Genomic DNA, 13,477 nt, shown 5'->3' with positions numbered 1-13,477 from the left:
CCGTGTTCTCACTTACGAGAATACGGCTTATTTTCCGTATTGGATTGTTATTTAAGCCCTCTTCTCCCCATACATATGATTAGGAGAGAAGGGAGATATTGCCCATGATAACTACGAACGAGCTGTATCGAAAAACGCTACTTACGATTGCCGGCAATCCACGTATTGAACGGCTTACGATAAAATACGGAAAATCGCTCGCGAGACGATTTATTGCCAGTGAACACTTGGATGGTGCTCTTACGGAAGTGCGGAAACTAAATGAAATTGGAATCATGGCTACGCTGGATCATCTTGGCGAGGGCATTCAGGTGCTGGAACAGGCAACAGGCTACCGGGATGAGTACATTCGTCTCATCGAAGGGATATCGAAGAGCAAGGTTCAATCCAACGTTTCTTTGAAACCAACCCAGATGGGGCTCGCGCTGGATCCGGAAGCATGCTATCAGAATATTCGGGCTGTCGCTCGCGAGGCTAAGTATCATCGTAATTTTGTCAGGATTGATATGGAGGATTCGCCTTACACTGAAGCGACTCTTCAAATCGTTGAGAGACTTCATCGCGAGGGGCTCACCAATGTCGGTACTGTAATCCAGGCCTATCTGTTTCGGACGGAAGCGGATGTACAGCATTGTATTGAGCACCATATTCCACTTCGCCTGGTTAAGGGCGCATACAAAGAACCTGCCGCTATTGCTTATCAAAATGCAAAGGATGTGCGCAGCCAGTTTGAGCGCATCATTCAGCTGCATCTGGATCAGGACGTTTACACGGCAATTGCCTCGCATGATGATCGGATCATCCAATTTACGAAGAGATACGCAGCGGAGCATAGCATTTCCAAGGAACGATTTGAATTTCAGATGCTCTACGGGCTGAGAATGCAGGAACAAGAACGGCTGGCGGCCGAAGGTTATCGGGTAAGATGCTATGTACCCTATGGGACGATGTGGTACCCGTATTATACGAGGCGGCTTGCGGAGAAGCCGGGCAATCTAATGCTGGTGTTGAAGAATATGGGCAGGTGAGAGTAGTTCTGGAAGGGCTTGCCGTAGGGCTCTGTAAGCGAAAAGAAACTTGCCGGCTGGCCTTGGAGGCTCTATAAGCGAATGTTCGTCCGATCGTTCTTGGATTGGAAAGCTGTGAATTATTCTCAGCGGTATTCTTCCCAATCCAAATACGAACGCTGTCGCTTCTACCGAATCATTTCGCTTACTGAGCCTGGGGGCCAGCTGGCTGGTTGTGCCCTTCCCTATTCTTCACTTGGGGGATGGGCTTGTTAGGTGTCCGATGTTCTTATTTCATCGGACTCTTTGGCTTGGAGAGCTCGCTGGGGCTTAATCTGGAAGTGGAAAGATGGCTGTGGCTGGCCTGGGGGGGCTCTATAAGCGAATGTTCGTCCGATCGTTCTTGGATTGGAAAGCTTTGAATTAGTCTAAGCGGTATTCTTTCCAATCCAAATACGAACGCTGTCGCTTCTAACGAATCATTTCGCTTACTGAGCCTGGGGGCCAGCTGGCTGGTTGTGCCCTTCCCCTATTCTTCTCTTGGGGGATGGGCTTGTTAGGTGTCCGATGTTCTTATTTCATCGGACTCTTTGGCTTGGAGAGCTCGCTGGGGCTTAATCTGGAAGTGGAAAGATGGCTGTGGCTGGCCTTGGAGGGCTCTATAAGCGAATGTTCGTCCGATCGTTCTTGGATTGGAAAGCTTTGAATTATTCTCAGCGGTATTCTTTCCAATCCAAATACGAACGCTGTCGCTTCTACCGAATCATTTCGCTTACTGAGCCTGGGGGCAAGCTGGCTGGTTGTGCCCTTCCCTATTCTTCACTTGGGGAAGGGCTTGTTAGGTGTCCGATGTTCTTATTTCATCGGACTCTTTGACTTTTAATTCGTATAATGTCCTTTATATAACCATTGTCCATCAATTAATTCAAAATGCATATATATAGCCACGTGCCCTTCATGGTAAACATTAGCGAGAAATACTTCGACTTCATTTTCATTCGTTTGATTATACCCTCGGTATTCTAAATTGCCTATTTCAATAGAGGATAACATCGAAACATCCTGCTTGTGGTCCTCGTCTTTTAGTGTATAAGTCTCTGCCTGCTCATCGAACTCCATTGTAGGAACAGAAAGGGATTTTAGCGTCACATAGTCTTTGTTATTGATCGCACCAATAATCTTAAAAGACGCATTCAGTGTCCCTCTAATCACATTCATATGTTTCTCAGAAGGAGCCATTTTAGTAGCATCAAGTTCTTCAATAAGTTGTTGATTCTCGGCCTGTAAATCTTGAATTTGTGCTTCATGCGTCACTGGTGATACTTCACTATTACTACAAGCAGATAAGATAAATACAATAAATAACATTAAATATATGTTTTTCATGTTTTACCTCCTTTTAAAAAAACAATAACATACACTAAACAAAAAGGATGAAGAATTTGTAAGTTCTTCATCCTTTTTGTTCTTTTATAAGAACATGATCTAAACTCAATGAACTCATTGTTTTGACGCTAGCATCATTGTCAGCTTGTATCTGAACGCCAGAATAAAATGGTATTGAGTCTTAGTTAATTATGATCTGCAGCTAACATAAATCTCCGATTGAATTTATTAATCACTTTCATAATGTAGGCAAGGAGTAGTATGCTTAACAGGATCATGACATACAAGAACGATTTACGCTCCATGAATCCAATATAGAATAGGATGATCTTCGCTATGCAAGGCATATTACGTAAGCATAAAGCGGCACGCCTTAGCCTAACACTGCTCACTGCCCTACTCGGCGGTTGGATATTTGATCTGCTTCACATTCCACTCTCATGGCTGCTGGGTCCTATGGTATTTGTGCTGATCGGCTCCAGTAAATGGGGAACCCATTTTGAGTGGAACGCCTCCCTGCGAAATACAGGAATGATCATCGTTGCCTATACGATGGGCTTGTCCTTCACTCTCTCCGCGCTTAAGGAAATTATCCGGCATCTGCCCACGATGCTGCTTATGACGGTGCTGTTACTCCTGTTGTGTGCTGGCATGGCCGTTATTTTGTCCCGACTGACGCGAACCGATTTCTTGACGATGCTGATGGGCAGCATCCCCGGCGGCTTAAGCCAGGTCGTCACGCTTGCGGAGGAAACCAAGGGAGTTAATGTCACGATCGTCACCGTTATGCAGGTCATTCGTTTATTTACCATTATCATATCCGTTCCCGCCCTGCTCTTTAGCCCCATCATTGGACAGACTCATGAACGTTCAGCTGGTGCTGGTCTCAATGAAGGCACTGCTGCGATAATCGGCAGCGGTCAAAGTATCATTTTGAACTATGGACTGTACGCTGTGGTCTGTATGGTGTGCGCCTGGGCAGCCAAGCAATTCAAATTTCCAACTGCGCCGCTGCTCGGCCCCATGATTGGAACTGCATTGCTGCAAATGACGGGGCTAATCGGCCCTATCCTGCCTACTTCCGTCATTAATGGGGCTCAGGTGCTTATTGGTGCCTATCTTGGTTTGCTGCTCAAGCCCGGACAGTTTACGCAGAGATTTAAAATCTTATCTCTTTCCATCACTTCAAGTCTCTTGCTCGTCACAGGCGCAGCAATACTTAGCTTCTTATTGTCTGTGTTTAGTTCTGTCAGCCTTCCAACTGCGCTGCTGAGCCTGGCTCCTGGAGGAATGGATCAAATGAGTATTATGGCACATGAGATTGGAGCAGATCTGTCCATTGTTGCTGTCTATCAGTTGTTCCGCCTGCTGTTTATTTTTTTTGCAGTTCCTCCAGTACTCAGAATGGTCATAAACTATGTACATAGAAGAAACCGTCTAGTGACCGAGGAGCAGCTTTAATTGGATGGCACTTCTGAGCTGATTCATTAGGATCTCCTTCATGATCAGAAGGGTCTCCGCTTCCTGTACACGGATGAGGCGAAAGGACAGATGAACGCCTGGAGGGAGCTGGGCAAGAAGTGCGAGATCTACACTTGCGACCTGCGCTATTCGAGGATATCCTCCGGTGGTCTGCCGGTCAGCCAGCAGCACAATAGGTTCTCCAACTGGCGGCAGCTGAATGGTCCCTTCGCTTACCCCCTCCGAGAGAAGTTCAATTTCACCTTGAAGTTCTAAGGGACCGTCCATTCCACGGAGCCGGTATCCCATCCGATCTGAGCTTGGCTCAATTACATATTTCTGTTGTTCAAATCTTATCTGACTATGCGATGACATCCATGTAAAATGATTGCCTTCCACGACCCTGATGACATTTTCTCGGGAATAAATAAGAGACGGATTGATGAACCAAGACGTTGTAACATACCCGCTGCGCTTCTCTCCTTTATCAGCCATCAGCTGCTCAAGCAAACGACTACGTACTTCAGGCTTAAGAATGGGGAGCGAGTCTCCCGACTGCAGCATCCTACCCGAATAACCCCCTAACCCACCTCTTACATAAGTACTCCGACTTCCCATAAGAACAGGAATATCCATCCCTCCTGCAGCGGCAATATAGGCTCTGCACCCTCTCTTGCTAGAGTAATCGGGGCCTCTGAATTTGATCCTGCTTCCTTCATTAATGAAAAGCGGCCTCCACAACGGCAAGACCTCACCGTCCATGACCGGTTTAAGGTCCCCTCCGCAAATGGCAATCAGACCCGAGTGCTCCATTCTGAATTCAGCTCCGGATAAAGTCACCTCCAGCACTGCGTCTGTCTCTTCATTACCGACGAGCATATTCGCGATTCTGGCCGCATCCTTGTCCATGGCACCTGACACAGGAACACCGTATTTTTGAAATCCCCATCTGCCCAAGTCCTGTACTGTCGTCAGCATCCCGGGCTTTATCACACGAATACTCACCCTTCACCGCCTCCTTGAATAAATGGAAAATTACCGTTCATGGATTCACCGTACTCCTTCTCCGTTATGGCCCGAAATTTCACCCGATCTCCGGCTTGAAGCAAGGAAGGCTCCTTCTCCATCGGATTAAACAAGGACAGCGGCGTTCTGCCGATAATCTGCCATCCGCCAGGCGTAGACTGTGAGTACACACCTGTCTGCCCTCCCCCAATTCCGACGCTTCCTGCCGGAACCTGCAAGCGAGGTGTGACTCTTCTTGGTACAGCAATACTCGATTTCATCCCGCCCAGATAAGGAAAGCCTGGCGAGAAGCCGATCATATATACCGTATACTCGGGAGCTGTATGCTCTCGAATCACTTCTTCAGCAGATAGTCCAGAATGACGAGAGACTTCCTCCAAGTCTGGCCCTGCTTCTCCTCCATACCATACGGGAATCGTAATCGATCTTGGCTCTTCACGATAAAGTGGAGTAGGCTTCCCTATCAGAGCCGCAACATAGCTCCTAACCCGCTGTGATGGAGAAACATACTTCCCACTTGGGCCCGGTCCCTCGTCGTATGAAGGTTCATGCTTAAATGCACCGCTTGTGTCACGCATCACGACGATAGGGTCGTAATGAACGGTAATACTTGCAAATGCAGGTACACATTCAAGCATCCCCGGAAAAGCCTGCGCTTCCAGCTGAATCAAGCATGTACGCACTTGCTCGTGAATATCGAGATCAATTCTCTGATCAAATTCAATAAGGATAGCCGAGTCACCCATAGAGACGATGCTTGGCTCTATAGCCTTCACTTGATCTGGGTTCATTTACCGCTCCCCCATTCTTCGGACCTTGATTCCCTGAATCTCAAAAGCCTCCCTTAATTGCAGAGCATGCTCAATAGCCTCCGGTGTGTCGCCATGAATACATAATGTGTCAGCCTTGATCTTAATGGGGGTTCCTTCCCGTGAAATGACTTCCCCGGATTGTATCATCCTTAGTGCCTGCCGCACACAAGCGGAAGAATCGTGAATGACTGCTCCCTTGATATGTCTCGGGGTCAACGTCCCCCCGGCTTCATAGGTACGGTCTGCAAATACCTCGCTAGCTGTTCTGATGCCGACCTCTTCTGCGGTATGAATGGAATGGCTTCCTGCCAGCCCGAACAGAATCAGCCTTGAATCCACACGATACACAGCTTCTGCGATGGCTCTAGCGATCGGTTCGCGCTCAGCGGCCATATTGTACAGTGCTCCATGAGGCTTCACATGAGACAATTCGGCTCCTTCTGCCTTAGCAATCGCAGTCAGCGCACCGATCTGGTACAAGGTCAGCTCGTATACCTCCTGAGGCGTCACTGCCATTTCTCTTCTGCCAAAGCCAATGAGATCCGGCAAACCTGGGTGCGCCCCAATCGCAACGCCATGAGCTAATGCCAATTGAACAGCCTCTCTCATCTTCCCCGGGTCCCCCGCATGATAGCCGCAGGCAATGTTTGCGCTCGTTATGTATTTCATGATCTGGGCATCGGAGGATGAAGGATAAGCTCCATATCCCTCCCCCAGATCGCAATTTAGATCAATTCGATATTCATGTGCTGGTTGGTTACTCATACTCATACACAAATACAGCCTCCTGACACGAGATCAATTTCCATTCCACTACTTTGCTTCATCATATCAAATTAGGGCGTACATGGCTCTACAAGCATCTTTATTTTGATTTTGAGAGGATTAGCAGTACACTAGAAGAGATCCATTTTTACCAGGCAGGAATAAGGAGGAGATTTCGATATGGACTTTCAAACCAAACTCAATAACTATGCCGAGCTGCTCGTTAAGGTCGGTGTCAATGTACAAAAAGGACAAACCGTTGTGCTTAATATTTCGATTGATTTTCCTGAGCTTGCTCGTGCCATTGTCAAGAAATCGTATGAAGCCGGTGCATACAAAGTCAAAGTCAACTGGTCAGATGATGCCGTATCCCGCATTCAATATGACATGGGATCTGAGGAGTCTTTCCTGGATGTTCCAACGCATGCCGCAGCAGAGCGGATCGAGCAGGCCGAGAATGGGGCTGCCTTCATTACGATCAAATCGGATGATCCAGACCTATTAGCAGGTGTGTCATCACAAAAAATCATTAATGCTAACAAAACAGCAAGTAATGCTCTTAGCCGTTTCCGCCAGCTGACGCAATCCTTCAAGGTAAGCTGGACACTCGGAGCGGCTCCTTCTGCAGGATGGGCAACCAAGGTGTTCCCTGATGTGCCGGAGGAAGAGGCTGTGGCGAAGCTGTGGGATGCCATCTTCCAAATGGTTCGTGCAGATCAGCCGGATCCGGTGGCCGCCTGGGAGAAGCATGTTGCTACTCTAAAAGAAAAATCCAGCTATCTGAACGACAAGCAGTACAAGCAGCTTCATTTCGTTGGTCCAGGAACCGATCTTAAGCTCGATCTGCCTGAGAACCATGTATGGCTTGGCGGCAACAAAGAGAATGCAAAAGGCGTATGGTTTGTACCGAACCTGCCAACCGAAGAGGTATATTCCGCTCCTTTCCGTACAGGCGTGAACGGCACGGTATCCAGCACGAAGCCGCTCAGCTACAGCGGAAATATTATTGATAACTTCACATTCACGTTTGAGAACGGACGCGTAACCAAGGTTACAGCTGAGAAAGGTGAAGAAACCTTGAAAGGCCTTGTCGGAATGGACGAAGGCTCCCACTATCTGGGCGAAGTGGCATTAGTTCCGCATCATTCACCCATTTCGGACTCCAACATTTTGTTCTACAAGACACTGTTTGATGAGAATGCCAGCTGTCACTTGGCGATCGGCAGTGCTTACTCTGCCTGTGTTGAAGGCGGTACGGAGCTCTCCCCAGAGGAGCTGCGTGAACGCGGGCTGAACACAAGTGCGGCCCATACCGACTTCATGATCGGCTCCGGTGAGCTCGACATCATTGGAATTACGAAGGATGGCAAGGAAGAGGCAGTATTCAAGCAGGGCAACTGGGCATTCTAATGATGCTGTAGCGCCACTGTTTTGAAGTCTGTAAACGACAGTAGTAAGACCCGATTCACAGCTGGCTTGTGAATCGGGTCTTGCTATTTCAGAGCGAGATTGTTGATCAGAGCAAGATTTCTATTAGGACGAGATTTGAATCCGATCCGGACAGATATCGTTCAGTAACACTTCATTTGAATATGTAGTCAGCTCGGCATCAATCTGCACAATTCAAGTTTTATTTCAGCTTCACAAGTGACTCCGTTACTCGATCGAAGCCCCACTTGACCTCCCCATGCAGAGGAATCCCGCCATACCATACCTCTTCTGTTAAGTCCTGCATATAATGAACGCTCCCTCCCAGCACCTTCTCTCCTTGCTCTGTTATTGTGAGTACAGCCTCCTTAAAACCTGCAGGGATAAACTGATAATCCGGGAAGCGATCACTTCCTGCCAATTGCAGAACAGGAGCGGAACCAGCAGCCATTCGTTTGAGAATCGACCAAAATTCAAGATCGCCCATGCCAAGAAGATGCAGTCGATCTCCGACCTCCCTGAACAGCGAATGCGGTCCTCTCCCGCCGTTCTTTAAGGTATTGAGTACTTCTTGCTCAACACAGCCAAGACCATTTTGAAACGAAGGAAGTCTAGATAAATGAGCAGTAAAGGCTTTTTTGGCAAATGGAAGAATCGAAGTCTCTTCTTCGGTCTTCTCCAGCAACTGCGCTAGCTCACTCGGGTTAGACGAGATATACGCCCGCCACCACGCGCTTCCCAGCTCAAGCTCATCACGGCTCAGCAGGTGCCACGTCCCGGATAATGCTTGGAGCTCAGGTAGAGATAATTGTCCCAGTCCTCGAAACAATTGAATTCCAGGATAAGATCCGATGCTGAGCAGATTCAGCTTAACACGGGCTGTCTCATTCTGTTGAAACCAGTGGAGCAGATACGCCAGTATGGTCTGATCGAACAAATCATGCTCGAACCACAGCACGACCTCATCAAATGCACCAAGTCTCTTCAGCACAAGCTCCTGACTTCGACACTGGGCCATATACTCTCCTGCTGAAATACCAAGCTGACGTTCCAAGGCCTCTGCCCGCACAGAGGAATTCACCTCATCCTCCATATGCTCAAACAAGGGTCCGCACAAGTAGATTTCGCGCCACACGAGAATTTCGCCTTGTATTCCAGACTGTTTCAATTTATTTGCGACAATATCACCGTTCACAATATGCAGCATGTTAGTTCCTCCATCATATAAGCTCTGAAATTGTACGCTCCGCCTCCCTAGCGGCTGTGCTGAAGCATATCGTGGGCCAGCAGAGCCATTTCAATTGACGTTCGTCGGTGCGGCTGCAGCCAGTCCTCTCCCAGAATCTCCTCCAGCTTATCCAGCCTGTTATACAAGGTTTGTCTATGAATATATAGAGATTTGGCGGTTTCCAGCTTGGACCCGAAGGCATTCATATAAGCCTGGAGCGTCGACAGAAGCTGAAGCTCGTGCTTCTCATCATATTGAATCAGTGTTCCTAGATGGTCCTGTACAAAGGATTTCAAGAACTCGTTCGGCGCAGCCTTTAACAATTGATAGACTCCAAGCCTGTCATAAAATAAACACGGGTTCATCTGAGGCACACTTCTACTGACCTCAATGACTTGATAAGCCTCCTCAAAGCTGCGCGAGGATTCAATCATCTTGCTTCTCGCTTTGCCAAAACCGGCATGAATCATTACACCCTCAAGCTGCTGGGTAGCAAAACGGCTGATATCCGCGGTGATCGTCTGGAGTGTAAGCATTAGATTACGCTCCGTATCCTTCGTTATGGACTCTTTGGCACAGAGCACATGAATTTGGTTCATTTTCATCATCACAAGATGAGGCACATTATTTTTCTTCAGCAGTGAACGGAGCAGCACCATAATATCTTGATGCCCCGCTTCCTTCCGCTCCTCCGCCATGTTCTTCGAGCGATGCTCAATTTCCATCACACCGCCTATGAACAGATATTGACCCTTCACCAAGAGGCGCAGCCCCATGCTCGTCTGTGCCTGTTCTTCATTATGAATTCGATTGCTGAGCAGATCCTGCAGAATGCCGTTCTGATTACGGAGCATTTTCTCCTCCAGAAACTGAGTCCGCAGCAGTAGCGTGGCTACGGCTTTTACCGTGTAATCCAGAAGAAGGGATACGGCTTCCGTCGGCTGTTCTCTGGTCACAATGCCCACCCCCGAGAACACCTGTCCAAAAATGACCACAGGCTGGAACAATATCGTTGTGTCCTCATCGAGCGCAGCATGAATGTTTGATTCCCGCCCCCCCAGGCTTCGATGCTCTACTTCACGGGCGTACAGCTCTGTTATTGCGGCTGCATCTTCCGGTTCTACACTGGGATAGAACTGGTTATGTTCAAGCGTAGAGATATATGCAACCTGCTGGGATGAATATTCATGGAGGAGACGGAGAATGCTGGATATATCCGTGCTTTGAAGTGTCAGCTGCTGAATTTTGCGGGAATAATTCTCCAGATCCTTTAGGAGCTGATGCTGACGGTTAATAAGATAAGAGTGAATATCCTGCGTAATTTCTACAAACCGGACAGGCTTGTCAAATACGATAATGGGAAATCCATGCTCATCGGCTAGCTCAAGAATATCCGCAGGGATATGATCAATGCTTGTTCCGAATTCAACACACAGCCCTGCAGCCTCACTCTGGATGAGCTGAAGAAGATACTCCTTCCGCTCCTGCTCAAATTTGAGCCAGAGTCCAGTGGATAAGATGAGATCACCTCTGCTCAAGTAAGGTGAAATCTTCGTTATTTCCAGCACATGAACCCAGCCTACCTGACGGTGAAGACCTTTTTCGCCTGCAGCAATATGGGCTCTTTTGAAGATCGGTCTGTTCATGACCTCTTTTATGGTAAGAGATTGTGATTTTTTCAGAAAATTCACCACCATGTGAAATATACTTACATTAACATTCATAACCACTACCATGACACTCGACTATTATGACATATTGTTATGCAAAATACATGATTTATAGACAAAAAGTAAGATGCATTTTGGTATTATCCAACATAGAATTGTAGTATAGCTGACATTGAATAATATACAAACTCGGTGTTGACATTATCAACCTACTCTAATTACGAGGTGATTCCCATGATCATCGGTGTACCAAAGGAAATCAAAAACAATGAAAACCGGGTAGCTCTTACACCCGCAGGAGCGGCAGAATTTGTTCGCAAGGGACATCAGGTTTACGTGGAGTCCGGTGCCGGAAACGGCAGCAATTTTACCGATGCTGAATATGCTGCAGCTGGCGCTGAGCTGACGGATGCTGCCTCTGTATGGAATAAAGCAGATATGGTGATGAAGGTCAAAGAGCCTCTGTCCAGTGAATACAAATATTTCCGAGATGGCCTCATTCTGTTTACGTATCTTCACCTTGCAGCCGAGCCTGAGCTTACCAAAGCTCTCGTGGACAGCGGAGTGATTGCGATTGCTTACGAGACAATCACGGTGAACGGAGCCCTGCCTTTGCTGACGCCTATGAGTGAAGTCGCTGGCCGAATGGCTGCTCAGATCGGTGCTCAGCTGCTGGAGAAGAACAAAGGCGGTAAAGGGATTCTGCTATCCGGAGTTCCGGGTGTAAGCCGCGGTAAGGTTACGATCATCGGTGGAGGAATTGTGGGTACGAATGCAGCCAAAATCGCAGTAGGTCTTGGTGCAGATGTGACGATCATCGACCTTAGCGTGAATCGTCTCCGCGAGCTGGACGACATCTTCGGCAGCAGCATTCATACCCTGGTATCCACACCTGCAAATATTGCAGAAGCGGTCGCTTCTTCTGATCTGTTGATCTGCGCCGTGCTGATTCCGGGCGCTAAGGCTCCTCGTCTCGTAACCGAAGACATGGTGAAGAATATGAGCCCCGGCTCGGTTATCGTCGATGTTGCCATTGACCAGGGCGGAATTGTAGAGACGATCGATCATATTACAACCCATGACGATCCAACTTATGTGAAGCACGGCGTTGTCCATTATGCAGTAGCCAATATGCCGGGTGCGGTACCGCGCACTTCTACGCTAGCACTTACAAATGCCACCTTGCCATACGCCTTGAAGCTGGCTGATCTTGGCGCCCTTCAAGCCATTAAGCTGGATAAGGCGATCCTAACAGGTCTGAATGTATTCAAAGGACAGGTTACCTATGAGGCAGTAGCGAAAGATCTCGGATACCTATTCGTATCTGCAGAAGAAGCATTAAGAACCGCAGTTACCAACTAACTCGTCTGTAATCCTGATGCTGCAAGAGGTATAGCAAGCGACTACTCATATAAAATAAAGCAGAGCCTGCATACTTAATTTCATGCGTATGCAGGCTCTGCTTTTGCTTTTGTTCAAATGTCAGCTATGAATCGGTGCAAGCTCATCCTGCACTTCTACCTTATGCTTCCGGTCCAGCTGATAAGATAATGCTGTAATAACAAAGGCGACCACCGTGAATGCAAGCGCCAGCCACGGAAGAGCGACAAGTCCACTGCTTTTCACCACCAGTCCCCCGATAAAAGACCCTACTGCGATTCCTGTATTATTCGCAACCGGCATCAGAGAAGTCGCAAAATCTTTTGCCCGCGGCACATATCGGCGAGCAAGATCAATAAGGTACAGCTGTGTAGATGCGTTCAGCACATAAGAGACGAGTGCAATCATAATCAGGCTCAGCAGCCCGACAACAGGCACAGAGGCAAGCAAACCAAACAGAACAAAGAGTGCTGCCTGAGCCATGAAGACAATCCTCAGCTTACCCATGTAATCCCCCGTCGCGACTCGTCCCCCAATATAATTACTGACGATGGTAACCAGTCCATACATGAACAGAATAACACTGAACCACGCCTTTGGAAGACCCATGACCTCCCCCATAATCGGTTCAATATACGTATACACTACAAATACGGCTGCTGTTCCGCAGGCAGGAATCAAAAAAGCAAGAATGATTCGCGGATTCCCGAGCAGGACAAACTGCTCTTTGGCGGACACCTTCACAACGGGAATACCTCTTGGAATATACACCGCGTTTAATAAGAGTGCAGCTACGCCCAAAATGCTGACGAGAATAAATGTAGCGGGCCAATCAAAAAACTGTCCTACGAAGGTGCCGATCGGAACCCCAAATACATTAGCAATGGTAAAACCGCCTAAAATATAAGAGATTGCACGGCCGCGGCGCTCAGGGGCCACATAATCACTTGCTACCGATATGGCCAGAGATAAGGACAAGCCGCACAGAATCGCTGTGACAATTCTTGTTCCCATCAGGAATGCAAATGAACCGGATAATGCGCTAAGTATGTTCAACAGTATGATGAGTGTAATCCCGGTTAATATCAGCATCCGCTTGGGGAACCGACCGAAGATGCTCAGTACAATGGGTGTACCCACAGCATAGGCCATGGCAAATCCAGATACTAAAATTCCCGCTGCCGTAAGCGTAACGCCAAAATCATGGGCAATGTCTGACAGCAGACCGACAATAACATATTCCGTCGTACCTAGGATAAATGCCATCAGTGTAAAAGAAAAAACGAGTCCTTTTTCCTTGGAGTAAGACATGTT

At 47.9% G+C, this 13,477-nt stretch carries 11 protein-coding genes; 4 read left to right on the top strand and 7 right to left on the bottom strand.

Translation table 11 applies throughout. From position 1 onward, the window contains the following. The first annotated feature begins 104 nt into the window (after positions 1–104). Positions 105–1,028, top strand: coding sequence for a proline dehydrogenase family protein (locus ACFSVM_RS02230; protein WP_379260162.1), 924 nt, complete (start codon positions 105–107; stop codon positions 1,026–1,028). 858 nt (positions 1,029–1,886) lie between these two features. Here the strand turns inward: ACFSVM_RS02230 and ACFSVM_RS02225 are convergent. Beyond that, positions 1,887–2,393: a hypothetical protein gene (locus ACFSVM_RS02225; protein ID WP_076312112.1), complete on the bottom strand. Its 507-nt coding sequence runs from the start codon at positions 2,391–2,393 to the stop codon at positions 1,887–1,889. A 336-nt stretch (positions 2,394–2,729) separates the two neighbouring features. Between ACFSVM_RS02225 and ACFSVM_RS02220 the strand changes: the two genes are divergently transcribed. Then, positions 2,730–3,854, top strand: a complete 1,125-nt coding sequence (locus tag ACFSVM_RS02220; protein ID WP_076312113.1) for an AbrB family transcriptional regulator — start codon at positions 2,730–2,732, stop codon at positions 3,852–3,854. On the opposite strand, the gene ACFSVM_RS02215 is transcribed toward ACFSVM_RS02220, so the two are convergent. Genes ACFSVM_RS02215 through ACFSVM_RS02205 form a run of 3 tightly spaced genes read right to left on the bottom strand, consistent with a single transcriptional unit; the run spans position 3,831 to position 6,463 of the window. Then, the gene (locus ACFSVM_RS02215) at positions 3,831–4,859 is read right to left on the bottom strand and encodes a 5-oxoprolinase subunit C family protein (protein WP_379260159.1); all 1,029 of its coding nucleotides are present in this window, start codon (positions 4,857–4,859) and stop codon (positions 3,831–3,833) included. The two genes, ACFSVM_RS02220 and ACFSVM_RS02215, sit on opposite strands and share 24 nt — an antisense overlap. Further along, a complete protein-coding gene (gene pxpB, locus ACFSVM_RS02210) occupies positions 4,856–5,671 on the bottom strand; it encodes a 5-oxoprolinase subunit PxpB (RefSeq protein ID WP_379260157.1) in 816 nt (271 codons plus the stop codon). The genes ACFSVM_RS02215 and pxpB overlap by 4 nt, the downstream gene beginning before the upstream one ends. Beyond that, the gene (locus ACFSVM_RS02205; protein WP_305728145.1) at positions 5,672–6,463 is read right to left on the bottom strand and encodes a LamB/YcsF family protein; all 792 of its coding nucleotides are present in this window, start codon (positions 6,461–6,463) and stop codon (positions 5,672–5,674) included. A gap of 174 nt (positions 6,464–6,637) precedes the next feature. Here ACFSVM_RS02205 and ACFSVM_RS02200 point away from each other — a divergent pair, with 174 nt between their 5' ends. Then, positions 6,638–7,867, top strand: coding sequence for an aminopeptidase (locus ACFSVM_RS02200; protein WP_076312116.1), 1,230 nt, complete (start codon positions 6,638–6,640; stop codon positions 7,865–7,867). A 220-nt stretch (positions 7,868–8,087) separates the two neighbouring features. Here the strand turns inward: ACFSVM_RS02200 and ACFSVM_RS02195 are convergent, their stop codons facing one another. After that, positions 8,088–9,092: a DUF1835 domain-containing protein gene (locus tag ACFSVM_RS02195; protein ID WP_379260154.1), complete on the bottom strand. Its 1,005-nt coding sequence runs from the start codon at positions 9,090–9,092 to the stop codon at positions 8,088–8,090. Positions 9,093–9,139: 47 nt separating this feature from the next. Continuing rightward, positions 9,140–10,759, bottom strand: a complete 1,620-nt coding sequence (locus tag ACFSVM_RS02190) for a PucR family transcriptional regulator (RefSeq protein WP_379260152.1) — start codon at positions 10,757–10,759, stop codon at positions 9,140–9,142. A gap of 258 nt (positions 10,760–11,017) precedes the next feature. Between ACFSVM_RS02190 and ald the strand changes: the two genes are divergently transcribed. Beyond that, a complete protein-coding gene (gene ald / locus ACFSVM_RS02185) occupies positions 11,018–12,145 on the top strand; it encodes an alanine dehydrogenase (RefSeq protein WP_076312118.1) in 1,128 nt (375 codons plus the stop codon). A 120-nt stretch (positions 12,146–12,265) separates the two neighbouring features. On the opposite strand, the gene ACFSVM_RS02180 is transcribed toward ald, so the two are convergent. Further along, a complete protein-coding gene (locus ACFSVM_RS02180) occupies positions 12,266–13,474 on the bottom strand; it encodes an MFS transporter (RefSeq protein WP_076312119.1) in 1,209 nt (402 codons plus the stop codon). Positions 13,475–13,477: the final 3 nt, after the last annotated feature.

The organism is Paenibacillus shunpengii, from assembly GCF_042684905.1.
Classification (GTDB): Bacteria; Bacillota; Bacilli; order Paenibacillales; family Paenibacillaceae; genus Paenibacillus; species Paenibacillus shunpengii.
This window is presented reverse-complemented; position numbering and strand designations above follow the sequence as displayed.

Excerpts from the sequence above, each read along its gene's own strand:
- ACFSVM_RS02190 (WP_379260152.1), bottom strand. The coding sequence starts at position 10,759 with ATGAACAGACCGATCTTCAAAAGAGCCCATATTGCTGCAGGCGAAAAA.
- ACFSVM_RS02200 (WP_076312116.1), top strand. The coding sequence starts at position 6,638 with ATGGACTTTCAAACCAAACTCAATAACTATGCCGAGCTGCTCGTTAAG.
- ACFSVM_RS02195 (WP_379260154.1), bottom strand. The coding sequence starts at position 9,092 with ATGCTGCATATTGTGAACGGTGATATTGTCGCAAATAAATTGAAACAG.
- ACFSVM_RS02220 (WP_076312113.1), top strand. The coding sequence starts at position 2,730 with ATGCAAGGCATATTACGTAAGCATAAAGCGGCACGCCTTAGCCTAACA.
- pxpB (WP_379260157.1), bottom strand. The coding sequence starts at position 5,671 with ATGAACCCAGATCAAGTGAAGGCTATAGAGCCAAGCATCGTCTCTATG.
- ald (WP_076312118.1), top strand. The coding sequence starts at position 11,018 with ATGATCATCGGTGTACCAAAGGAAATCAAAAACAATGAAAACCGGGTA.
- ACFSVM_RS02230 (WP_379260162.1), top strand. The coding sequence starts at position 105 with ATGATAACTACGAACGAGCTGTATCGAAAAACGCTACTTACGATTGCC.
- ACFSVM_RS02225 (WP_076312112.1), bottom strand. The coding sequence starts at position 2,393 with ATGAAAAACATATATTTAATGTTATTTATTGTATTTATCTTATCTGCT.
- ACFSVM_RS02205 (WP_305728145.1), bottom strand. The coding sequence starts at position 6,463 with ATGAGTATGAGTAACCAACCAGCACATGAATATCGAATTGATCTAAAT.
- ACFSVM_RS02180 (WP_076312119.1), bottom strand. The coding sequence starts at position 13,474 with ATGTCTTACTCCAAGGAAAAAGGACTCGTTTTTTCTTTTACACTGATG.